Source organism: Enterobacter soli ATCC BAA-2102 (assembly GCF_001654845.1).
Classification (GTDB): domain Bacteria; phylum Pseudomonadota; class Gammaproteobacteria; order Enterobacterales; family Enterobacteriaceae; genus Enterobacter; species Enterobacter soli.
The window spans coordinates 63,656-86,332 of the sequence record NZ_LXES01000011.1 but is presented as its reverse complement, the minus strand read 5'-3'; the positions used below and the strand labels follow the sequence as shown (position 1 = coordinate 86,332).

Sequence of the window (22,677 nt, the reverse complement as noted above, 5' to 3'; positions counted from 1 at the left end):
ATGTAATTATTCCTTTATTAAAATTGTAGCTTTATCTCGTTGTCCACGTAATGGGGCATTGTTATTACGTAAGGTAATGTTAAAGTGCGCATTATACATATGTCGAACTTCACCAGTGGTATGAACATATGTGTCATCACTTGGATTTTTCTGGTTAATTAAATCACCACGATAGGTACCGGGAGGATCAAAAGTACTAGGTATAAAATCACCACCACCACTAGGTTTTAGCTCCAGCATGTTATCCAAAATATTTCTGGAATCTGCTACACTATTGACCCAAATTTCTTCTCCATTACGTAGTTTTTCAATTTGTAAATCCAGCTTATCTTGCTGAATATAATCATCAAATTCTGGATGGGGAATTATTGGATTCTGGGTTCTATCATCGTCTGAATGTGCTCCCGAACCCGGCATCCCCTTCAGCCTCAGCGGATCAACCCACCCAACCGGATCCCCGTCCGCATACGCATACCCGTTCAGTCCACCAGCCAGCCCCACCGGGTCCGGCGTGATATACCGTCCGTGGCGCGGGTCGTAGTAACGGTGCAGATTGTAAAAGAGCCCGGTTTCGCGGTCTTCGTACTGACCAGGCAGGCGCAGGCAGTTATCTGCCCCCTCAACCAGATCTCGTTCGCGAAGTTACTCCAGTATTCTTGGTGACTCAGTATTCTGACAATCCATCCGAGCGCAGAATTGTTTTTTAGTTGTACAAACCGGAGCTATGAAGTTATCCGTAGATATTCATAAGTTCACTGATTAATTTTCTGTCATCTTCGGCTAGATTTTTTTTAGATAAATGACAGATCTCATAATGAACATACCTCATAGGTATACAATAATTATTTTCCTGAACTGATTTCATGATTCTTTCAATATCACTTGATTCTGAAAGATATTTCTTAAGCAATTCTAAAATGACAATCTCTGCTTGCTCTCTATTTTCAAGATTCATATCTACTCCGGTATGATATAAAGTGAGTGAAATTTTATTTCGCGTCGATCTGCATGAAGTTGCACTGCCATTCCCGACCTAAATTCAGGATATGCCATTGCAAAAGGTTCTAATTTCCCAGACGCCGGATTGTCTCCTCCCCAAAAAGGTATTCGAACTCTGGGAGTTCCTTTTTCATAGAGTTGTAATATATCAAATACTCCAACTAATCTTGCGTCACTCCATTCAGGGGAGACTTGATAAGCATCCCGTGCAGCTCTCCCTGAATCATATTTATCAAAGCCTATATATGTTGATGCCGCAGACATGTCGCTGAAAGTTGCATCTACACGATTGTTTACACTTCCTTCATCATCCAGATATCGCATATATCTATATCCAGTCGAAGGGAGGGTCGCTCCCGGCCCGTCAGGTCCTACATAAAAATCAGGACGTTATATATTGTCAAAACCGTTTTTATCTAATGGCGATAACCCCAGCGGATCAGCCCACCCAACCGGATCCCCGTCCGCATACGCATACCCGTTCAGCTCGCCCGCCAACCCCACCGGGTCCTGCGTAATATACCGCCCCAGCTCCGGCTGATAGTACCTGTTCAGATTGTAAAAGAGCCCAGCCTCCTCATGCCATCTTATATCCTATAAATCCTCGACCATTATTCCAGTTAATAGAACTCTCTATCTTATTAACTAATTCATTTTCATTTTTCATCAAGAGAAATTCATCAATGCCGTCTATAATATCTTCATCAAATGAAATTGCCATCCCCCATGTTTCTATTTCTGATAAATATTCCAATATGAATGTTTTGAATATATTATTATCTTTATAACCCTTGTTTAAATTTCTCTCCCATTCATATATGATATCATCATTTAATGAATAGATATAATAATTATCAAGTGATATGTGATTTGGAATTACTTTCTCATAAGGAGAGTGTATATCTTCCATGACAAAAGAAAGAGTATCTTTCCACTTAAATTCACGAGGAACACAAGGGAATTTTTCATCTCCCCACGTATGGTACTGTTCTTCTAATTCAAGAAGTTTATCATTTCTTTTAGGTAGAAATATGTCAACAAAGATATCCATAAACTATATCACCTTGGTGTAGTGTCAAAGGGTAATGTTTGGTTGCTTTTTGCTCTCAACCAAATTTTACCATTGAATATAAAGGGATGTTGGTGTGGATTATAAGGGTGATGATGAGGCGTGCCATGATTACCCCAATGCACTTCACTTAATGGTACAGGTTTACCATCAGCTAATGGCCACGTATCTGCCGGAAATTCAGCACTCTGGCGATATACGTCTCCAGTTTTTGTACTCACTTTCCCTCCTAAAGTAGTATGCGCCCGTCCTTCGGCATCGGGATGAGGTAATGGAATATCTTGTCCCTCGATTTTTTGTTTATCTAAAGAAATTGGATTACCATCACTATCTCTTGGTATATAAATATCATCTTTTGGCCTTTTGATCTCTGGTTCAGGAGTTCGATCTCCTGTTGGATTTGTCTCAAAACTTGGGCCCCCTTTTAATCCAAGTGGATCTATCCAACTTACCGGATTTCCATCAACGTAAGAGTAGAGATTCAACCCACCTTCAAGCCCCACCGGGTCCGGCGTGATATACCGCCCGTGGCGCGGGTCGTAGTAACGGTGCAGATTGTAAAAGAGCCCGGTTTCGCGATCTTCATACTGGCCCGGCAGGCGCAGGCAGTTATCTGCCCCCTCAGCCAGCCAGGCCTCGTCCGTGAGGTTGCCCCAGGCGAGCCGCTGTGCCCGCCAGACCGTTTCCCCTGCTGCATCCGTCAGCTCAACGGGCGCACCGGTGGTGTCCGTGCCGTACCACCACACCTGCGGAGTCTGCACCAGGGCATGGTGGTGCGTCTGCGCCAGCGGGATCCAGCTGCCGGGATGGTAAATATAGCCGCGATAGTCCCGTCTGCCGGAGAGCATTTCACCGGAGAGGCGGGTGCCGTGCCAGAAAAAGTACCGCGTTTCCCCGTGCGCGGTCTTTGATGTGCGCCGGTTCAGGACATCATAAGTATACGTGACCTGCTGCCCGTCGGGCAGCTCGCTGCGTACCAGACGGTGACGGCAGTCATAGTGATGGCGGGTAATGCCCCGGAAGCCGTGCTGCTCCGCCAGGCGGCCGAAGCGGTCAAAGGTCATGCGGGTGCCGCCGTATTTCAGCAGGCGGTTGCCGGTCACATCCTGCTGCGCCTGGTGGGGATGCCAGACGCGGTTACCCGTGGTGTCCCAGGTAAAACCGTCTTCCGGCTGGTCCTCCGGACGCCGGTGCGGCAGCTCAGCCTGCAGCAGACGGCCCGCGTCATCGTAGTGATAGCGTCGCGGGTCATCGCCGGAGATATCCGTCAGCCTGCCGTCAGGGGAATACTGAAACGCCTGCGTGTGGCGAACGGCGTCATTAAGGGTCTGCCGGTGCAGGGTGCGCCGCCCCCGGCTGTCGTACCGGTACTGGTGCAGCAGGCCGTTGCCCTGCTGCCAGGCGCTGAGTCGCGTTTTGCCGTCGTACTGCCAGCGGGCGAGGAGGGTGTCGCCGAGATGCAGCTGTGTCAGGCGTCCGGCGTCATAGCTGAACTGCTGCCACTGTCCGTCGGGCTGCATCACGCCGCTCAGGCGGCCCAGTTCATCGTAACGGTAGCGGGTGGTGACCTGCTCCTGGTACTCCGCCGTCAGACGCCCGAAGCGGTCATACTGCCAGGTCAGGGACGACGTATCGTCCCCGGCTTCAGTCATTCGCCCGCAGGCGTCATAGCGGCGGCGCAGTGTCTCCCCGTCCGGAAGGGTGGTGCAGACCAGGTGTCCGCCGGGGGCATAGTCATACGCGGTCACCCACGGCGGGGCGCTGTGGTCGTTGCCGTATTCCCGCTTCTCCTTCAGCCGCCCGGCCCGGTCGTATGACCACTGCGTTTTCACCCCGTCGAAGCGGATTTCCTCACACGGCAGCCCGTCTGCCTGGTAGCGCAGGCGGTGGGACTCCCCCTTCTGGTTAATGATTTCGCTGACCTGAAGGTGCACATTATCGTAGCGGTACTGCAGGGAGGTGCCGTCCGGCAGGCGCTTGCGGGTTAACAGATGCAGCGGGGCGTCGTAGTCATAGTGGGTGACCCGGCCCGCTTCATCCTGATGACGGGTGACTTTTCCCCAGGCGTTGTAACGCCAGTGTGCGGCCGTGCCGTCGGGGTGCGTCAGGCTGAGCAGCCGACCGGCGGCGTCATATTCATAACGGGTGAGGCTGCCGTACTCGTCCTGAACGGTGGCGGGATGAACGCAGCTTCCGTGGTAGGTATACTGACGCGTTCCGCTGCGGCGCGTTTCGGACTCGCAGCGGCCCAGCGCGTCGAAGCGAAAGCGGCGAACGTCGCCATCGGGAAGAGTAACCTGCGTGATGCATCCCTGCGGGGAGTACTGCCAGCGGGTACGCAGTCCCTCGGGGGTGATGGCTTCCGTGATGTCGCCGCCGGCATTGCGCCGATACTGCCAGACCCGGGCGTCACGTCCGTGCCCCTGCTGTTTTCTGACGACCGCACCGTTCAGCCAGGTGTAACGCACGCTCTGACCGTCCGGCAGCGTGACCAGGGCCAGTTCTCCCGTGTCGCTGTAAAAATAGCGTGTGGTGTCGCCTTCACCGTTGATAAAGGCAGTACACAGGCCGGCCTCATTATACCGCCACCGTTTTTGCGCCCCTGAAGCACTGGCCTCGAGGGTCTGCAGGCCGGCTTCATTGTGCTCATGGGTCTGCTGCGAGCCATCGACGCGGGTCAGGGTGACACGGCGGGCGGCGCTGTCGTAGGCGTAGCGCGTATCCAGCTGCGCAAAGTTGCCGTACTGCCGGGTACAGCGGACCTGGTTGCCTTCATCCTCCCACTCCCAGTGAAATTCCGCGCCGCCGGCAAGCTGGCGCGAAGTAATCACGTTATCCTGGCGGTAGCGGTAATGCTCCGTCTCGTCAGAAACATTGCGCACGGAAATTAACTGGCCGCTGTCGCTGTAGCCGTAGCGGGCGAGGAGATGTTCCGTCTGCCAGCCCTCGCCGTTATTGAGATTGAACTGATGTCTGACTTCCGATATCAGCGGAGCGGTTGCGGAGGCATACACGAAGGCCAGCCGCCAGCCCGCGCTGTTGCTGAGCGAGGCCAGCCGCCCGGAAGGGTCATAGCCCACGTGCAGCCGGTTGCCGTACCGGTCCTGAATCACGCTCAGCCTGGCCGTGTTGCCGTCGAGAATAAAAATATACTCCAGGCCGTTACCTCTGCTCAGGGCATAGCCGTCCCGGAGGGGCAGTCCGTTTACCCGGGCAAGGCTGAGCGAGGCACGCCCGGTAAGATTGAGAATGTGGGGGGCGCTCTCATCCGGCAGGGGGAAGACGGTGGTGCGGTGCTCATCATCGCGCCATTCCACGGTATCGCCATGAAACGTGAGCGTATGCGCGAGGCTGTGGGTCCAACCGTGCCCGAGTGGACCGTTAATGCCGGCGGCTGTGGAGCGGTAAAAACGTCGCCAGGGAAAGGCGGGGAGGCCCGGGAGGGTGCCGTCTTCAATGGCGAGCAGTTCTTCGCCGTTCAGGAGCGAAACCGGGTCACCATCGGTGGGGGTATCTTCATGAGGAGGTGTGTTTTTACCATCCGGCCCCCTGGCGGACTGGTTGTGAGGCTTTATTTCGATGCCGAGCGCCGTCTGGTGGGGGTTCTGATAGTCTGCGTTGAAGGAGATGTTTTCGGGGCGTGCCGGATCCCTGCTGAGTTCAGCGCTGTAACTTCTTTTCGTATTGAGATGACCCGCGTTCGGAATGCTGGCAGTCGTTTCCAGATGATGGGATGATTTGAGCGCTGTGCGTATATCATCGAGCAGGGTGTTTATTTTAAATGGAAATCCTTTTGCCATTTTTGTTGTCCTTGAGGATTATATTTTGGGTATATCAGAGGGCGTGGCAAACCCGCTCAGGTTGTCCAGGCCGTCAACCAGATATGTCATTATTCCTGCGGGTAGAATTAAATTAAGGATCACCATAATAAGTATCTGTCCAAATGCTTCCCCGATCGTATTAACAATGAGCTGTGGGGTAAGAAGGCTTATAAAATGCAGTAAGGTCTTGCCGACGATGTAGATCAGGATTTCATCGCTTAGCAACATAAGCGTATCTGATATTTGTTTTGTGCCGTTGTCGATTTGCTTCTGAAGTTCCTGTAAACCTTCTGCTGAAATATATTTACTGAGCGCATCCAGATTACAGTTTGTTATCCAGTCCCAGATCATTTTTACCGTATCGTACAATGCCATTATCTGGCTGAGCATCCCTGTGACAATATGAGACACGACCTGAACCAGATCCAGATTAGGGTTTTTGGCCCATTCCTCCCAGGCGGGATTTAACTCATTGTCCCACGTTTTTTGTAACCAGCCTGCACATGTATCGGCCACGCTGCGATAAGACTCCACGAGCTGATTAATCATCTCATCGCTGATGTCTGAGTTGATCACCAGCGCAAATTCATAACCTGCTTCACAGGCAGGAATGTTCAGGATTGCTTCACCCCGTGCGTCAAAATTCTGCGGAGCCCCTACAGGTGTTCCTCCGTTAATATTTATGTTTCGCCATTCCTGAAAACCAAGCGCGTTGATATCCTGAAAAAGCGCTCCCCGATAGCGCACCGGATTTGCATTCTTTTTTTGTTCTGCTGAAAACTTTAAAATCTGAAACTGCATGCCAGGTATTGGGATAAATTTCGCGGCTTCAAAGGCGTGTGTCAACGTAACAGTTTTTGCCGTATTTTTACTGCATTCCATCCAGGAACTAATTTTTTTCTTTTGTGTATTTTCAGTGGCTAATACCATATCACCTGATTTTACCTGCTGCTCCATATCCAGCAGGCTGCCCCAGAATTGATTTTTATTATCTGAGCGGTAGTTAGCTATCGAGTTTTTGATATCAGTAATCGCACTTTGATATTTCTCATTGGCTTCAGATAAAATATACTCGGGTGAATAGGGAACGGTAATGTAAATCAGCTTTCCCGAGGGGGAATAACTAGGGTAAGTGTAACCGTATGCCATTTTTATGCCCTTTCCAGTTCTGACATCACAATACTCAGCCAGTCATTCTTGCTGCACAGTTCTGGCGTCAGCAACTGGCTTAATCGCCTGGTAAGTTGTTTTTCTGGCCAGTTTAAAATGCGTTCAGGATAAACCTCACTTATCATTTTCAGTGCATTTAAAACTAATGGCATATTGTTTAATTTATTCATTGCATCGATTAAGTCTGGAGGGATTGATAATGGGAAACGGTGTTGCGGCACGCTCTCAGGAGACGTTATGAGATGATGTGTCTTACCATTCAACCAGTAATCAGAAAATGCGGGCAATATTTTTCCCCATTCATCACCATAATAATTGACATGATGAGAAAAAAAACCGGCATCCCAGTAGCGAAAGAAAACGGTATTGCCTTCAGGCATATTAACCTGCATAAGGTTTCGGAGCTGGGTAGCGATCTTCTCCGTCGATAACGATGAGCTGCCCAGCCAGCCCCAGCCACGATGATTTGCAGACTCTTTTTCGACCCAAAGGAGGAAGCGGCTGTACCGTGCCACGGGAACCAGCACAGGCATAACAGCACGCCATTCGGCATAACGAGTATTGCTGTAGAGACCAAAAGGCGTCACTGAACCATCATATTCATACCAGGCTTTTACGCCATGAGCGCCATTTGTATTGGCCAGAATGGCAAAAAGAGAACCAGAAGAGAGGGACTGAACCCATTTATTTACTGAAGTCGATGAAGTAATCTCAGTATTAATGGAATGCTTATTTATATTCATAATAAATATGGCTACCGCACTGGGTATTTATGAGGGAATAGTGTTTCTGTGGAGGGGTAAAGTCAACGGCGAGGAAATGTTTTCGGAATTTTAATATATTAAATATTGATCGTTGTGATGGGCTTATAGTTATCGGAAATGGTTTTTTTAATTAAAATAAAAAGTGCGAGGCTACCGCACTTTTTTATTTGAGAAGAAAGTTAGACCCCGTATCCCATCATCTTCAACAGCTGCTGCGCATGTTGCACCGCATCCTGACGATGCGCGACACCCAGCTTCTGATACAGATTTCGGATATGCGTTTTGATGGTGGTGGCCGCCACGGCCAGTTCACCGGCAATCTGCTCATTGCTGTAGCCTGAATAAATCAGCCCAAGCACCTGCCATTCACGCTGGGTGAGCGGGCTGGTGCGAATAAGCTCCGGCACTTCCGGATGATTCAGCAGACGTTCAACAAAGTTCTCATCAAAGTGCGCAAACTTGTGGCGATGGTGCTGGTTAATTTCACGCAGAATGCGCTGGGCGCGATGCTGATCCAGCTCCGGCAGCGTATTCAGCTGAATGAGCTGGCGCAGCTGCTGCGCCATCACTTCACCTTCAATCACAAAGTGGCTGATAAAGCCGGTACGGTTGGCAAGCTGTAACGCTTCCAGCAGCACACGCTGCGCATCGTTTTTACGCCCCGCCTGCCAGTAAAGCTGGTTAAGCAACAGCAGGTTGCGGTTCAGATCGCTCATCAGGCGCAGGCTGCGCGCGTTCTCGTTCAACTCTTCCAGGACTATTTCGGCAGGTTCAAACTCGCCGAGCAGGATCTGCACACGGGCAATATTGCGCCACTGGCTTTGCAGGAAGTGGTTATTGGCGAATTCCGGTTTTGGTGTCTGACGAAGCCAGTTGGCGGCGGATTTTTTGTCGCCGGTCATCTGCCAGTAAATCACCCGTACCTTATCGGCGTTTGATACCCAGTCGCTGTGGTACTGACCGTTACCGAGCAGGTTTTCCAGGCGGTTTAAATGATTGCGGGCGTTGTCCAGATCCCCGCGCGCCAGCGAGCACTGCACCAGCAGCGCCAGACACTGCAACTGCTGTTGCGGCTGGAAGCTGGAGAGAACATCCACGCCCTGACGGGCAGAGCTTTCTGCCTCATCCAGACGCGACCACGCCCACAGAAGCTGGGCGCGAATACGCAACAGGAACTCATGCATCGGCAGCTGTTCCAGATGCTGATCGCGAATGAGCTGGAAGGCTTTTTCCTGATTTTCCCAGGCAGCTTGCAGGAAACCCTGAGCAAACAGTATTTCGCTTTGCTGAATCAGGCTCCACAACGCGTAATGCCAGACATCGTGGCGACGCGCCATCTGTTCGGTTTGCTGCATCAGTGATAGCGAACGGGTGAGATCGCCTTTGCAGTGCAGCACTTCACCGTGTACCGATGTGGCCACGATACGGCTGTAGAAGTTTGCCAGCGGCAGCTCGTCGAGTGCCACCATTGCCAGGCGTTCAGCTTCGTCAGGATCGCCATCGTTGATCGCCACCTGTGCACGCAGCGCGTTGAACTCGCCGTGCAGGGTGGTATCCATGTCGCTTTCCATCTCCTGCTCGGCGCGTGCCAGCAGGGTGTTCACTTCGCTGTAGCGGTGCTGGCTCTGCATCAGCCAGGCTTGCAGTAACACCAGGCGCGGATTTTCCAGCAGGCTTTCCCACGGCAGCGCCTTCAGGGACTCTTCCAGCAGCGTCAGTTCGCTGTGGTTAAACAGCCCCCACGCATGATTGAGCAGAATATCGCGCAGCATACTGGCATCACCAGCGGCAAGCGCGTGATGGATGGCTTCGCTTGGGAAACCTTGTGCCATCCAGCTTTCAGCGGCGGCGCGGTGGATTTCCGGCAGTTCGACGGCAAGCTCCCACTGGCAACGCTGACGCAGGAAGCTGCCAAACAGCGGGTGATAGCTGAACCACTCGCCGGGGTCGTCCATGCGGGTCAGGAACAGGCCCTGGCGTTCAATCTCTTCAAGCTGAAGCTGGCCGTTCTCGCTGCCGGTGACGCGCACAATCAACGCGTCGTTCATGGAGCGGAGCAGGGAGCTTTTCAGCAGGAAATTACGGGTAGCGGGATCGACGCTATCCAGCACCTCATCCACCAGATAATCCGACAGATGGCTGGCGTTGATACCTGCCAGACGGCGCGCAGACTGATGTGTCGGGCTATTGTTCTGGCGTGCTGATAAGGCGATCAGCTGTAGCGCGGTTGCCCAGCCAGCCACGTCATCACACAGGCGGCTGCTTTCAGACGCCTCAATCGGGGATGTCAGACGGCAGTCGAAGAATTGTTTGGCTTCCTGGTGGGTAAAGGCGAGCTGTTGGCTGCCAACTTCCAGTAATTGGTCACGCACGCGCAGGTTGGCAATGCCCAGCTGCGGCAGGTTGCGCGACAGTACCACCAGGGTCAGGTTTTCCGGCTGATGGCGCAGGAAGAAGCGCATCGACTCGTGAATAACCGGATTGGTAATCAGATGGTAATCATCAATCACCACATAAAGTGGGCGATGCCATTCGGCCAGTTCGATAAATAGCTGTGAGAAAAGGGAGGACAGGCTGGCGTACTGGCGCTTTTGCACCATCACTTCGCTGGTGACGCAGTGCCCGTTGGTCGCCTGCTGAATAGCGGCAATCAAATAGCTGGCAAAACGCTCCTGCTGATTATCGCCCTCATCAAGGGAGTACCAGCCAAGATCGTTTTTTCCTGCGGCCCATTGCGAAATGAGCGTTGTTTTTCCATAGCCTGCCGGGCTCGTAACCAGCGCCAGTCGGAAATTATGCGCGCCGGAAAGTTTAGCCAACAGACGTTCGCGGACCACCGTATGGTCGAGACGAACCGGGCGACTTAATTTAGACGGAATCAACATAGTTTTCACTTCACTGTGGGAACGAGGAATTTTATTTTTTTTGCGCTTCGTAATTAATAGATATAAGGTCGGCCAGAAAGGGAACTATTGCAAGTTATGTCTGGGTTTTGTGCCTCTGAATTTGCACTCTGTCACAAAACATTCCAGTAATGAGGGAACTTTCTCAAAAAGGCTTACATGCCGCGTGGCTGCTGGATTTTATGCATTTAGTGCGAATAAACTGAAACTGGTTTCAGAAAGGTATAGTGACGTCAGAGTTAATAAAGTTTCGGTAAAGTTGAACAAGCTTAATAGTGTTCTTAGAGAACCTCTGAATGCAGAAATATTATTCTACGTAAGTAATCATTTCTGCGTGGATTAATTTCTTACGAAACTGCATTTCATTTTTTTGACACCCTTCCAGGTTATCTTTTCTCCATCCAGGCACACTCCGGCTATGCTCACTAAGTGGCCTTGATCACACTTTTATGCTCATCCCCACTACTCCTCCCTGTCTAATCCCCTACAGGATGAGGAAGAGGTGAAATGAGCCTGGCACACTAGCGCCAACATGTTTTTTCTCTCTACAGGATGCCGATTCCCTATGTCACAGCCTACCTTCAACAAAGCTCAATTCCAGGCTGCCCTGACGCGTCAGTGGCAGCGTTTTGGCCTTCATGCTGCAAACGACATGACGCCTCACCAGTGGTGGCAGGCAGTGAGCGGTGCGCTCGCAGAGCAACTGGATGCTCAGCCGGTGGCGAAGCCCGTTAAAGGCCAGCGTCACGTGAACTACATTTCAATGGAATTCCTGATTGGTCGTCTGACCGGCAACAACTTGCTGAACCTTGGCTGGTATCAGGACGTGGGTGATGTTCTGAAAGAGCACGACATCAACCTCACCGACCTGCTGGAAGAAGAGATTGACCCGGCGCTGGGTAACGGTGGTCTTGGTCGTCTGGCTGCCTGTTTCCTGGATTCCATGGCAACCGTGGGTCAGTCGGCGATTGGTTATGGCCTGAACTATCAATACGGTCTGTTCCGCCAGTCTTTTGCGGATGGTCATCAGATGGAAGCGCCAGACGACTGGCATCGCAATACTTACCCGTGGTTCCGCCACAATGCGCAGCTGGATGTACAGGTCGGCATTGGCGGCAAGGTGTCGAAACAAGGCCTCTGGGAGCCAGCGTTCACCATTACGGGTGAAGCCTGGGATCTGCCGGTGCTTGGCTACCGTAACGGTGTGGCGCAGCCACTGCGTTTGTGGCAGGCGAAGCACGCGCATCCATTTAACCTCACCAAATTCAACGATGGCGATTTCCTGCGTGCCGAGCAGCAGGGGATCGACGCCGAAAAACTGACAAAAGTGCTCTACCCGAACGACAACCATCTGGCGGGTAAAAAACTGCGTCTGATGCAGCAGTACTTCCAGTGTGCCTGCTCCGTGGCCGATATTCTGCGCCGTCACCATCTGGCGGGTCGCAAGCTGGCGCAACTGCCAGACTTCGAAGTGATCCAGCTGAACGACACGCACCCGACGATCGCTATCCCGGAACTGCTGCGCGTGCTGATCGACGAGCATCAGCTGAGCTGGGATGACGCCTGGGCGATCACCAGCCGTACCTTCGCTTACACCAACCACACCCTGATGCCAGAAGCACTGGAGTGCTGGGATGAGAAGCTGGTGAAAGCACTGCTGCCGCGTCATATGCAGCTAATCAACAAGATTAACGACAACTTTAAAGTGCTGGTGAAAAAGACCTGGCCGGGTGACAAAGAGGTTTGGGCGAAGCTGGCAGTGGTTCACGACAAACAGGTCCGCATGGCGAACATGTGCGTGGTGAGCGGCTTTGCGGTTAATGGCGTTGCTGCGCTGCACTCCGACCTGGTGGTGAAAGATCTGTTCCCGGAATATCACCAGCTGTGGCCAACCAAATTCCACAACGTGACCAACGGCATCACGCCGCGTCGCTGGATCAAGCAGTGCAACCCGCTGCTGGCAGGGCTGTTGGATAAAACCCTGAAGAAAGAGTGGGCCAACGATCTGGACCAGCTCATCAATCTGGAAAAATACGCCGACGACGCGAAATTCCGCGAGCAGTACCGCGCCATCAAACAGGAGAACAAAGTTCGCCTGGCGGCGTTTGTGAAAATGCGCACCGGGATTGAGATCAACCCGAATGCTATTTTCGACATCCAGATTAAACGCCTTCACGAATACAAACGTCAGCACCTGAACCTGCTGCACATTCTGGCACTGTACAAAGAGATCCGTGAAAACCCGAAAGCCGATCGGGTTCCACGCGTGTTCCTGTTCGGTGCGAAAGCGGCGCCGGGCTACTATCTGGCGAAAAACATTATTCTGGCAATCAACAAGGTTGCTGAAGCCATCAACAACGATCCGAAAGTGGGCGACAAGCTGAAAGTGGTGTTCCTGCCGGATTACTGTGTCTCTGCGGCGGAAATGCTGATCCCGGCGGCGGATATCTCTGAGCAGATCTCCACGGCAGGTAAAGAAGCTTCCGGTACTGGCAACATGAAGCTGGCGCTCAATGGTGCGCTGACTGTCGGTACGCTGGACGGGGCAAACGTCGAAATTGCCGAAAAAGTGGGTGAAGAGAACATCTTTATCTTCGGCAACACCGTTGAGCAGGTGAAAGCCATTAAGGCCAAAGGCTACGATCCGGTGAAATGGCGTAAGAAAGACAAAGTGCTCGATGCGGTACTGAAAGAGCTGGAGAGCGGTAAATACAGCGATGGCGACAAACATGCGTTTGACCAGATGCTGCACAGCATGGACAAACACGGTGGTGACCCGTATCTGGTGATGGCCGATTTCACAGCATATGTGGAAGCGCAAAAACAGGTCGACGTGCTGTATCGCGATCAGGAAGCCTGGACCCGCGCGTGCATTCTGAACACCGCACGTTGTGGGATGTTCAGCTCTGACCGCTCAATCCGCGATTATCAGGCTCGTATCTGGCAGGCAAAACGTTAAGGAAGCGCAATGGATAGCAAACGTCTGGACAGTGCCGCGCAGGCGGCGGGGATCAGCCTCAGTTACATCAATGCTCACGGCAAACCGCAATCTATTGGTGCGGACACCAAAAGACGTCTGCTGGATGCCATGCACAAAACCAAATCCGACGCGAAAGCGTCGGTTGTCCCGGTGCCGAATGTAAAGGTCTTTACCGCAGGCAAAAAGATGCCGCTGGCGGTGGAAGGTCGCGGCGAGTTTAGCTGGCTGCTCACCACCGAAGAGGGGCATCAGCATAAAGGCCATGCCACTGGAGGCAAGGCTCTTAACCTTCCGGCGAAGCTGCCGGAGGGCTACCACACATTAACGCTCACCCAGGACGACCAGCGTTTTCACTGCCGGGTGATCGTCGCGCCAAAACGTTGCTATGAGCCACAGGCGCTGCTGGAAGGCAAGAAACTGTGGGGAGCCTGCGTGCAGCTCTACACGCTGCGTTCCGACAGCAACTGGGGTATCGGTGATTTTGGCGATCTGAAAAAGATGCTGGCGGACGTGGGTGAACGTGGCGGCGCGTTTATCGGCCTCAACCCGATCCACGCTCTTTATCCGGCAAACCCGGAGAGTGCCAGCCCGTACAGCCCATCGTCTCGCCGCTGGCTGAACGTGATTTACATCGACGTTAACGCGTTAGATGATTTCAAAAACAGCAAAGAGGCGCAGGAGTGGTGGTCGCTGAGCACCACTCAGCAGGCACTGAAACAGGCGCGCAACGCTGACTGGGTGGATTACGCGACCGTCACCGCCCTGAAAATGGCGGCACTGCGTCTGGCGTGGAAAGGCTTTGCGAAGCGCGATGACGAACAGATGGCCGCTTTCCGTCAGTTTGTGACCCAGGAAGGTGAGAGCCTTTACTGGCAGGCGGCGTTTGATGCCTTACATGCTTATCAGGTAAAAGAAGACGAAATGCGCTGGGGCTGGCCGGTATGGCCGGAAGCGTACCAGACCGTCGACACGCCTGAAGTGAAAGCCTTTTGCAAAAAACAGGCTGATGAAGTGGATTTCTTCCTGTGGCTGCAATGGCTGGCGTACAGCCAGTTCGCGGCCTGCTGGCAGGTAAGCCAGGGCTACAAGATGCCTATCGGTCTCTACCGCGACCTGGCGGTAGGCGTGGCAGAGGGCGGGGCGGAAACCTGGTGTGACCGCGAACTTTACTGCCTGAAAGCCTCTGTGGGTGCACCACCGGATATTCTTGGCCCGCTTGGCCAGAATTGGGGATTGCCGCCGATGGATCCGCACGTGATGGCCGCGCGGGCTTACGAGCCGTTTATCGACCTGCTGCGCGCTAACATGCAGAACTGTGGTGCGCTGCGTATTGACCACGTGATGTCCGTGCTGCGTCTGTGGTGGATCCCGTATGGCGAAACGGCCGATCACGGGGCCTATGTTCAGTATCCGGTGGACGATCTGCTGTCGATCCTGGCGCTGGAGAGTAAACGTCATCAGTGCATGGTGATCGGCGAAGATCTCGGTACCGTGCCGGTTGAGATTGTCAGCAAGCTGCGTGATAGCGGCGTCTATTCCTACAAAGTGCTCTATTTTGAAAACGACCATGAGAAAACCTTCCGTGCGCCGAAAGCGTACCCGGAACAGTCAATGGCTGTCGCGACAACGCATGACCTTCCTACGCTGCGTGGTTATTGGGAAAGCGGTGATTTGACGCTCGGGAAAACGCTGGGTCTGTACCCGGACGAAGAGGTGTTACGCGGGTTGTATCAGGATCGTGAGCTGGCGAAACAGGGTCTGCTGGATGCATTGCACAAGCACGGTTGCCTGCCAAAACGGGCGGGGCATAAGGCTTCACTGATGGCGATGACGCCGACGCTTAACCGCGGGATGCAGCGTTATATTGCCGACAGCAACAGTGCTTTGCTGGGGTTGCAGCCGGAGGACTGGATAGACATGCCTGAGCCGGTGAACATTCCGGGCACCAGCTATCAGTACAAGAACTGGCGTCGTAAGTTGTCCGTATCGCTTGAGAAGATGTTTGCCGATGATGGGGTGAACAAGCTGATTAAGGATTTGGATAAGCGGCGAAAAGCAGCTGCGAAGAAGTGAAAAAAACCCGCCAGTGGCGGGTTTTTTTACATTAGTCTGAGTAGGTCGGGTAAGGCGAAGCCGCCACCCGACTTATGGCATCAGACAACCATATTCAACAGCAGAACCCCAACCAGGCCGCAGACGGAAATAATGGTTTCCAGCATTGACCAGGACTTGATGGTTTCACCGATAGTCAGGTTGAAGTACTCCTTGAACAGCCAGAAGCCTGGATCGTTTACGTGAGAGAAAATCACGCTACCGGAACCCACCGCAATCACCATCAGCTCCGGGCTGACGCCAGTGGTTGCAATCAACGGTGCCACGATACCACCGGCAGTGATTGCCGCGACGGTTGCAGAGCCCAACGCGATACGCAGAACCGCAGCGATAGACCAGGCCATAAACAGCGGAGAGACGTTGGTTTCATGCATCATTGCTGCGATGTATTTATCCACGCCACTGTCGACCAGAACCTGCTTGAACGCACCGCCACCGCCGATGATCAGGAGCATCATGGCAATAATTTTGATGGAAGAGGTCAGCGTGTCGTTGATCTGATCCATTGAACGCCCACGGTTCAGACCGAAGGTGAACATCGCAATCAGTACCGCAATCAGCGTCGCCATAACCGGGTCACCCAGGAATTCGGCAACGGACAGGAACGCGTGACCTTTTGGCAGGATCATCTCTGCGACAGCACGCATCGCCATCAGAATCACCGGCACCAGAGAGGTCCAGACGCTGACGCCAAAGCCTGGCATCTCTTCTTCAGTGAAGGTTTTCGCGCTGTACAGACCTTCCGGGATTGGCTTATCAATGCCTTTCAGGAAGCGCGCAAATACCGGGCCTGCCAGAATCACGGTTGGGATCGCCAGAATCGTACCGAACAGCAGGGTTTTACCCATATCGGCATGGAAAATGGTCGCGATAGCGGTTGGGCCCGGGTGCGGCGGCAGGAAGCCGTGCGTTACGGACAGCGCCGCAGCCATTGGCACACCGACGAACAGCAGAGGAATGTTTGCCGCCGCGGCGATGGTGAACACCAGTGGCAGCATCAGCACGAAGCCGACTTCATAGAACAGCGCGAAACCGACGGTAAAACCGGTTAATACCACTGCCCACTGAATATTTTTCTTACCGAATTTGGCGATAAGCGTGGTCGCAATACGCTGCGCACCACCACAATCCGCCAGCATTTTACCGAGCATGGCGCCGAAGCCCATGATCAGCGCCAGGCTGCCGAGCGTACCACCGACACCGGCTTTAATGGAGCTGATGACTTTCACCAGCGGCATCCCTTGCATCAGACCGACTGCAAGTGCCACCAGAACCAGAGCGATAAATCCGTTCATTTTGAAGCGGATCATCAAGAGCAGTAATAAGACTACACCGATAGCGACGATGACTAATGGCATGATTTACCTGGCCTTTGAATTGTTATGGGTAACGTCATTGTTTCAACGACAAGTTCCGATTGTCCCAACTGGGAACAGAGCGTTAACGGCACTAATACTGATGCCTGTGAAACTATTAAGTTTAGTCGGCTGTTATGAGGGTGCTTAGTGCCCACGAGAATGATACGGGTAACATGATGTGATTGAGAATCACCCTGGAGGGCAAAATTTAAAATATGGGACGCAGGTCAACATCTGGAGGTAAACGCAAAACGGTAACCATGAGGTTACCGTTTTTAATGTTTTCACCCTCTCCCGTGGGAGAGGGCCGGGGTGAGGGCATCAGACCGCACTGTTTTGTAGGCCCGGTAAGCGCAGCGCCACCGGGCAAGACGGGCACTTAGTAGTAAGAGTGCTCGCCGCGCTGGTGTTCGGTCAGGTCGCGCACGCCTTTCAGTTCAGGGAACTCGTTCAGCAACTGCTTCTCGATCCCTTCTTTCAGGGTCACATCGACCATTGAACAGCCGTTACAGCCGCCGCCAAACTGAAGGATCGCCAGACCATCTTCAGTGATTTCCATCAGCGAAACACGGCCGCCATGGCCTGCCAGCTGAGGATTAATCTGGGATTGCAGCAGATACTCAACGCGCTCCATTAGTGGCGCATCGTCAGACACTTTACGCATTTTCGCGTTTGGTGCTTTCAGGGTCAGCTGAGAGCCCAGTTGGTCTGTGACGAAGTCGATTTCCGCATCATCAAGATACGGCGCGCTCAGCTCATCTACGTAGGCGGTGAGCTGTTCAAATTTAAGGGCAGTGTCAGTTGCTTCCACAGCGTCCGGCGGACAATAAGAGACACCACATTCTGCATTCGGAGTGCCTGGATTGATCACAAACACGCGGATCTGCGTCCCTTCTTCCTGATTTGCCAGCAGTTTGGCAAAGTGCGCTTGTGCAGAATCGGAAATACGGATCATAGCTTTGGCCTAATAGTTGACTAAATTACCTGGGTATAATAATACGCCCATTGAAGAAGGGCTACAAGGTACGGCACAGACACCATACCTGAACAGACGCGGCACCGCTTCGCAAAAGCAGTCGGGAAAGTTCAGCAACGGTACTGCCCGTAGTGACGACATCATCCACAATCGCGATATGGAGGCCTTTCACCGCGAATTCAAGGCGAAAGGCATTTTTAAGGTTCTTTTTGCGCAGCCGTGCATTCAACCGGTGTTGTATTGCGGTGGCGTGGATGCGTTTAAGTGCAGACGCAGGGTAGCGACAACCCAGCCAGTGAGCGAGCGGCCGGCAGAGCAGGTCACTCTGGTTATAGCCGCGCCGCCAGTGCCGACGGGCGTGCAGCGGCACATTCACGATGCAGTCGACGCGTGGCAAATCGCGGCGGCGGCGCGCCTGTAAAATCGCCAGGAGCAACACACGGGCGAGCGGGATGGCCAGGGTGCTCTGACGAGAAAATTTAAACTGGTGAACCAGCCCACTCAGAGGTGGGACGTAATCCGTCACCGCCACTAATGCACTCCACGGCGGTGGCTTTTGCAGGCAACGCCCGCAAGGGATGTTCGGGTTTGTGGCAGGTAAACCGCACTGTGGACACCCGCAGGCAGGGCGCATCAGCGCGCGCGTACACACAGAGCAAATCCCCCATCGGCTCAGGGCAAGTGGCATTCGGCATAGCCAGCACAAGCCAGGCACTGTTAGCATGTGCAACCTCCTTGTGAAAAAAGAGAACAGTAACTGATGAAGACTCTGTGGTGGCAGACCGTAGGGACGGGAAATTGCCATCTTGTGCTGCTGCACGGATGGGGACTGAACGCCGAAGTATGGCATTGCGTAAGTGCGGAACTGGCCTCGCATTTTACGCTGCACCTGGTGGATCTTCCGGGGTTTGGCCGCAGCCACGGCTATCAAGCGATGTCGCTGGATGAGATGGCGCAGCACGTTCTGGATGCGGCGCCGCAAAACGCCATCTGGCTCGGCTGGAGTCTGGGTGGGCTGGTGGCAAGCCAGATTGCGCTGACCCACCCGGAACGCGTGCAGGCACTGGTGACGGTGGCCTCTTCGCCGTGCTTTAGCGCGCGCGACGCGTGGCCGGGCATTAAGCCTGACGTGCTGGCCGGGTTCCAGCAGCAACTGAGTGAAGATTTTCAGCGGACGGTGGAACGCTTCCTGGCGCTGCAAACCATGGGCACTGAAACGGCCCGACAGGACGCCCGTACGCTGAAAAATACCGTGTTGTCACTGCCGATGCCGGATGTTGAAGTCCTGAATGGTGGGCTGGAGATTTTAAAAACGGTCGATCTGCGTGAGCCGCTGGCAACGCTTGCCCTGCCACATCTGCGGATCTACGGTTATCTGGACGGGCTGGTGCCACGTAAAGTGGTTCCGTTGCTGGATACGCTGTGGCCGCAAAGCGAATCACATGTGGTGGCGAAAGCCGCGCACGCGCCGTTTATCTCACACCCCGCTGAGTTTTGTTCCGCTCTCGTTGCGTTAAGTCAACGTTTAAACTGATTATTTTCTATCCATCCTGGCAAAAGTTACGCACCGCAACAATACTCATCATATCGTTGCGGTCGAACTGCCTACGATAATCAAAACAACAATCCTATGGAGAGTCATGGCTATGAAACTTGTTACAGGTATTGTCACTTCTCTGGTTATTGGGTCACTGTCATTTGGCGTTTTTGCAGCGAAAGAGCTGGAAAAAGATAAGCTTGCTGGGATGAATCTGACCAAAATTGGTGAGATCACAACCTCTGACACCACCGCGCCAATGGACGCGAGAAAAGAGTTGTCTAAAAAGGCAGATGAGCTGGGCGGGACGTACTACGTTGTGACCAGTGCAGAAAAACAAACCAAAAACGTGCGCGCCACCGCGGACGTGTATAAGTAATAAAAACGCCGGGAAGCGCTCTGCTTGCCCGGCATTATTAACGAAGCGTCCACCACTCCCTGAGACAGGCTTTGCCTTCCGGGCAGCTTTTGCAACTGCCGGATAAACACCCATCCGCATCTTCCTGAATACGTATGGCTTTCCCCATCGCTTCCAGTCTTTCAAGCATGGCATCGATCATCGGTTGCGGCGTATGCAGGCTGAGGCTCAACTGCTTTGCCTCCATACGCCCTTGCAGCGCCAGTAAATCACGAACCTGAATCAACGATGCCATGGTGATTCTCCTTAGTGACAGTCGCCCGCCGGGCTGTTGCAGCAGTTAGCGGCAGTTTTGCGCGTAGCCAGCAGGTTGATGTCGACACGACTGCGCGCCCGGCGCAGCAGGCCCAGAACGATCACGTTGAACAAAATAACCGCCAGGATACAGACCAGGCTGTAGCGTGGATGCTGGCTGAAGTTGACGGTCTGATAGAAAATCGTCGACAGCGAATAAGCGATGTTCAGCCCCCACAATACGGAGAAGCCCATCCAGCCACGGCTGGACTCGCGGGCAATGGCCCCCATCACCGAGATGCACGGAATATAGAGCAGCACGAAGATCAGGTAGCTGTAGGCCGCTGATGCGCTGCCAAATTTCTCGCTCATCACACCCATCGCACCGGTCGCCATTTCGCCATCGCCTTTACTGGCTTCGATTGGGTTCGCCAGCACGCTCAGGCTGAAGGTGTCTTTCAGGCTCTGCCAGGTTTCTTCTGCGGCACCGAGCAGTTCGTTGCCCAGGCTAAATTCAGCAGGGTTGAACTCTTGTTCCTGAATGTTCTCTGCGGTGTAGAGCGTGTTCAGCGTACCGACCACGACCTCTTTTGCCATCGCGCCGGTGAACAGGCCGACGGTCGCCTGCCAGTTATCTTCATGCACACCAATCGGCTTGAAGACCGGCGTGATGACGCGGCTGACGGAGGCAAGGGCAGAGTCGTTGATGTTATCCGCCGCCTGGCCGCTCAGCGTGAAGCTGTTCAGCGCGCTCAGGAAGATGCTGACGATGACAATCACTTTACCGGCGCGCAGTACAAAGCCTTTCAGACGTTGCCAGGTCTGAATAATCAGGCTTTTCAGATGAGGAACGTGATACACCGGCAGCTCCATCACAAACGGCGAGGCTTCACCACGCATGATGGTGTGTTTGAGCATCAGCCCTGTGAGGATAGCCATAACGATGCCCAGCACATACAGCGAGAACACTGCCAGCGCACCTTGCTGGCCAAAGAAGGCGGCGGCAAAGACCGCGAAAATAGCCAGACGCGCGCCGCAGGACATAAATGGCGCCATCATGATGGTCATCAGGCGTTCACGCGGTGCATCCAGGGTGCGAGCGCCCATGACCGATGGCACGTTACAGCCGAAACCGACAATCAGCGGCACAAAGGATTTCCCCGGCAGACCCAGCGCCTGCATCAGGCGGTCCATCACGAAGGCCGCACGTGCCATGTAGCCGGAATCCTCAAGGAAGGAGAGGAACAGGTACATCATGCCGATTTGCGGAACCAGTGGCAGAACGGTGTTGATACCGCCACCAAGCCCCTGGGCAAGGAAAATGGTCAGCCATTCAGGGAAGTGCAGGGTGTATCCAATCCACTGAATACCATGGACAAATATTGCCACCGAGCCAGCATCAAAAATGGGCTGAAGCGCGCCCCCGATGTTGATAGCCAGCAGGAACATCAGGTACATCACCAGCAAGAACACCGGCAGGCCGAGGAAGCGGTTAATGACGATTTTGTCGACTGCGGCGGTGAATTTGCTTGGTTCTGCGGTCAGGGCGTTACTCACGACATCACAAATGGCGGCAATGGCCTGATAGCGGGCGTCCGCAATGTGTAGCGCGGGATCGTCTAGCTCGTCGTTAAGACGCGCCAGTGAAACATCAAGTTTATCGGCGGCGTTGCCTGAGTAGGCGCGGCTATAGATATCCCCTTCCAGCATTTGCAGGCCGAGCCACATGCGCTGTTTAGCGGGCATGTGTTGTTCCATTTCCTGCGCCAGCAGGCTGGCTTCGCGAAGCAGCGGTTGGGCATAGTGAACCAGCTCAACGCTGGTGTTCCCCACATGGCGGTCGATCGCCAGTTTCAGGGCATCTATGCCACGCGCGCGGGTGGAGACCAGCGGCACAACCGGGCAACCCAGACGGGCAGAGAGCGCATCGACATCAATGCGCAGGTGTTGCTTTTCCGCGATGTCGAGCATATTCAGCGCCACAATGCACGGAATACCCAGCTCAAGCAGTTGCAGCGTCAGATACAGGTTGCGCTCCAGATTGGAGGCATCCACCACGTTAATTAATAAATCCGCATCGCCGCTCAAAATATAGTGGCAGGCAATCTGCTCATCGAGCGAGGTTTGCGACGAGATAGTGGTTAATGAATAGGTTCCGGGCAGATCAACCAGCGTGACCTGATGGTCCGTTGTGGAAAACTGACCTTCTTTTCGTTCAACGGTGACACCCGCCCAATTTCCCACACGCTGACGAGCGCCAGTTAACTGGTTAAATAAGGTTGTCTTGCCGGAATTAGGATTGCCAATTAAGCCAATAGTTAATTTTTTCATTGCAT

17 protein-coding genes and 3 pseudogenes are annotated in these 22,677 nt (G+C 53.4%); 4 read left to right on the top strand and 16 right to left on the bottom strand.

What is annotated here, in order from left to right; all coding sequences use genetic code 11:
- Positions 1-6 precede the first annotated feature (6 nt).
- From M987_RS04115 to malT, 11 genes and pseudogenes are all read right to left on the bottom strand, one after another.
- A complete protein-coding gene (locus tag M987_RS04115; protein ID WP_245551558.1) occupies positions 7-417 on the bottom strand; it encodes a hypothetical protein in 411 nt (136 codons plus the stop codon).
- Between the two features lie 75 nt (positions 418-492).
- Positions 493-597 (bottom strand): annotated as a pseudogene (locus M987_RS25005) (RHS repeat-associated core domain-containing protein); the annotation flags it as partial.
- Positions 598-730: 133 nt separating this feature from the next.
- Positions 731-955 (bottom strand): hypothetical protein, encoded by a 225-nt coding sequence (locus M987_RS04110; RefSeq protein ID WP_014072131.1) that lies wholly within the window; start codon positions 953-955, stop codon positions 731-733.
- Positions 956-957: 2 nt separating this feature from the next.
- Positions 958-1,323, bottom strand: coding sequence for a hypothetical protein (locus M987_RS24605; RefSeq protein ID WP_128738914.1), 366 nt, complete (start codon positions 1,321-1,323; stop codon positions 958-960).
- A gap of 99 nt (positions 1,324-1,422) precedes the next feature.
- Positions 1,423-1,575: pseudogene (locus M987_RS24435) on the bottom strand (RHS repeat-associated core domain-containing protein); the annotation flags it as partial.
- A gap of 1 nt (position 1,576) precedes the next feature.
- The gene (locus M987_RS04100) at positions 1,577-2,050 is read right to left on the bottom strand and encodes a hypothetical protein (RefSeq protein ID WP_014072130.1); all 474 of its coding nucleotides are present in this window, start codon (positions 2,048-2,050) and stop codon (positions 1,577-1,579) included.
- An 8-nt stretch (positions 2,051-2,058) separates the two neighbouring features.
- On the bottom strand, positions 2,059-5,385 hold the full coding sequence (locus M987_RS04095; protein ID WP_162271214.1) for an RHS repeat-associated core domain-containing protein: 3,327 nt from the start codon (positions 5,383-5,385) through the stop codon (positions 2,059-2,061).
- Positions 5,386-5,406: 21 nt separating this feature from the next.
- Positions 5,407-5,868: pseudogene (locus M987_RS25250) on the bottom strand (DUF6531 domain-containing protein); the annotation flags it as partial.
- A gap of 18 nt (positions 5,869-5,886) precedes the next feature.
- The gene (locus M987_RS04090; RefSeq protein ID WP_041162145.1) at positions 5,887-7,038 is read right to left on the bottom strand and encodes a hypothetical protein; all 1,152 of its coding nucleotides are present in this window, start codon (positions 7,036-7,038) and stop codon (positions 5,887-5,889) included.
- 2 nt (positions 7,039-7,040) lie between these two features.
- Positions 7,041-7,802 (bottom strand): DUF4123 domain-containing protein, encoded by a 762-nt coding sequence (locus tag M987_RS04085; protein WP_014072129.1) that lies wholly within the window; start codon positions 7,800-7,802, stop codon positions 7,041-7,043.
- A 200-nt stretch (positions 7,803-8,002) separates the two neighbouring features.
- Complete coding sequence (gene malT / locus M987_RS04080; RefSeq protein WP_014072128.1) at positions 8,003-10,708, bottom strand: HTH-type transcriptional regulator MalT; 2,706 nt, start codon at positions 10,706-10,708, stop codon at positions 8,003-8,005.
- A gap of 583 nt (positions 10,709-11,291) precedes the next feature.
- Here malT and malP point away from each other — a divergent pair.
- Positions 11,292-13,685 (top strand): maltodextrin phosphorylase, encoded by a 2,394-nt coding sequence (gene malP, locus M987_RS04075; RefSeq protein ID WP_014072127.1) that lies wholly within the window; start codon positions 11,292-11,294, stop codon positions 13,683-13,685.
- Between the two features lie 9 nt (positions 13,686-13,694).
- Entirely contained in the window at positions 13,695-15,779 is a 2,085-nt protein-coding gene (gene malQ / locus M987_RS04070) for a 4-alpha-glucanotransferase (protein ID WP_014072126.1), read from the top strand.
- 80 nt (positions 15,780-15,859) lie between these two features.
- On the opposite strand, the gene gntT is transcribed toward malQ, so the two are convergent.
- The 3 genes from gntT to gntX form a co-directional block, all read right to left on the bottom strand.
- Positions 15,860-17,176 carry a gluconate transporter gene (gene gntT / locus M987_RS04065; protein ID WP_014072125.1) on the bottom strand — a complete coding sequence of 439 codons (1,317 nt, stop codon included), beginning with the start codon at positions 17,174-17,176 and terminating at the stop codon, positions 15,860-15,862.
- 379 nt (positions 17,177-17,555) lie between these two features.
- Positions 17,556-18,131, bottom strand: a complete 576-nt coding sequence (gene nfuA / locus M987_RS04060; RefSeq protein WP_014072124.1) for a Fe-S biogenesis protein NfuA — start codon at positions 18,129-18,131, stop codon at positions 17,556-17,558.
- A 61-nt stretch (positions 18,132-18,192) separates the two neighbouring features.
- The gene (gene gntX / locus M987_RS04055; RefSeq protein WP_041162143.1) at positions 18,193-18,876 is read right to left on the bottom strand and encodes a DNA utilization protein GntX; all 684 of its coding nucleotides are present in this window, start codon (positions 18,874-18,876) and stop codon (positions 18,193-18,195) included.
- Positions 18,877-18,912: 36 nt separating this feature from the next.
- Here gntX and bioH point away from each other — a divergent pair, with 36 nt between their 5' ends.
- Both bioH and M987_RS04045 read left to right on the top strand, forming a co-directional pair.
- Positions 18,913-19,686, top strand: coding sequence for a pimeloyl-ACP methyl ester esterase BioH (bioH, locus tag M987_RS04050; protein ID WP_014072122.1), 774 nt, complete (start codon positions 18,913-18,915; stop codon positions 19,684-19,686).
- A gap of 112 nt (positions 19,687-19,798) precedes the next feature.
- On the top strand, positions 19,799-20,068 hold the full coding sequence (locus tag M987_RS04045) for a YdgH/BhsA/McbA-like domain containing protein (protein ID WP_014072121.1): 270 nt from the start codon (positions 19,799-19,801) through the stop codon (positions 20,066-20,068).
- A 37-nt stretch (positions 20,069-20,105) separates the two neighbouring features.
- Here the strand turns inward: M987_RS04045 and feoC are convergent, their stop codons facing one another.
- Both feoC and feoB read right to left on the bottom strand, forming a co-directional pair.
- Entirely contained in the window at positions 20,106-20,342 is a 237-nt protein-coding gene (feoC, locus tag M987_RS04040; protein WP_014072120.1) for a [Fe-S]-dependent transcriptional repressor FeoC, read from the bottom strand.
- Positions 20,343-20,353: 11 nt separating this feature from the next.
- Positions 20,354-22,672 carry a Fe(2+) transporter permease subunit FeoB gene (gene feoB, locus M987_RS04035; protein WP_014072119.1) on the bottom strand — a complete coding sequence of 773 codons (2,319 nt, stop codon included), beginning with the start codon at positions 22,670-22,672 and terminating at the stop codon, positions 20,354-20,356.
- Positions 22,673-22,677: the final 5 nt, after the last annotated feature.

Excerpts from the sequence above, each read along its gene's own strand:
- gntX (WP_041162143.1), bottom strand. The coding sequence starts at position 18,876 with ATGCTAACAGTGCCTGGCTTGTGCTGGCTATGCCGAATGCCACTTGCC.
- malP (WP_014072127.1), top strand. The coding sequence starts at position 11,292 with ATGTCACAGCCTACCTTCAACAAAGCTCAATTCCAGGCTGCCCTGACG.
- M987_RS04090 (WP_041162145.1), bottom strand. The coding sequence starts at position 7,038 with ATGGCATACGGTTACACTTACCCTAGTTATTCCCCCTCGGGAAAGCTG.
- feoC (WP_014072120.1), bottom strand. The coding sequence starts at position 20,342 with ATGGCATCGTTGATTCAGGTTCGTGATTTACTGGCGCTGCAAGGGCGT.
- M987_RS04085 (WP_014072129.1), bottom strand. The coding sequence starts at position 7,802 with ATGAATATAAATAAGCATTCCATTAATACTGAGATTACTTCATCGACT.
- feoB (WP_014072119.1), bottom strand. The coding sequence starts at position 22,672 with ATGAAAAAATTAACTATTGGCTTAATTGGCAATCCTAATTCCGGCAAG.
- M987_RS04045 (WP_014072121.1), top strand. The coding sequence starts at position 19,799 with ATGAAACTTGTTACAGGTATTGTCACTTCTCTGGTTATTGGGTCACTG.
- gntT (WP_014072125.1), bottom strand. The coding sequence starts at position 17,176 with ATGCCATTAGTCATCGTCGCTATCGGTGTAGTCTTATTACTGCTCTTG.
- bioH (WP_014072122.1), top strand. The coding sequence starts at position 18,913 with ATGAAGACTCTGTGGTGGCAGACCGTAGGGACGGGAAATTGCCATCTT.
- M987_RS04100 (WP_014072130.1), bottom strand. The coding sequence starts at position 2,050 with ATGGATATCTTTGTTGACATATTTCTACCTAAAAGAAATGATAAACTT.
- M987_RS04110 (WP_014072131.1), bottom strand. The coding sequence starts at position 955 with ATGAATCTTGAAAATAGAGAGCAAGCAGAGATTGTCATTTTAGAATTG.
- M987_RS24605 (WP_128738914.1), bottom strand. The coding sequence starts at position 1,323 with ATGCGATATCTGGATGATGAAGGAAGTGTAAACAATCGTGTAGATGCA.
- malT (WP_014072128.1), bottom strand. The coding sequence starts at position 10,708 with ATGTTGATTCCGTCTAAATTAAGTCGCCCGGTTCGTCTCGACCATACG.
- malQ (WP_014072126.1), top strand. The coding sequence starts at position 13,695 with ATGGATAGCAAACGTCTGGACAGTGCCGCGCAGGCGGCGGGGATCAGC.
- M987_RS04115 (WP_245551558.1), bottom strand. The coding sequence starts at position 417 with ATGCCGGGTTCGGGAGCACATTCAGACGATGATAGAACCCAGAATCCA.
- nfuA (WP_014072124.1), bottom strand. The coding sequence starts at position 18,131 with ATGATCCGTATTTCCGATTCTGCACAAGCGCACTTTGCCAAACTGCTG.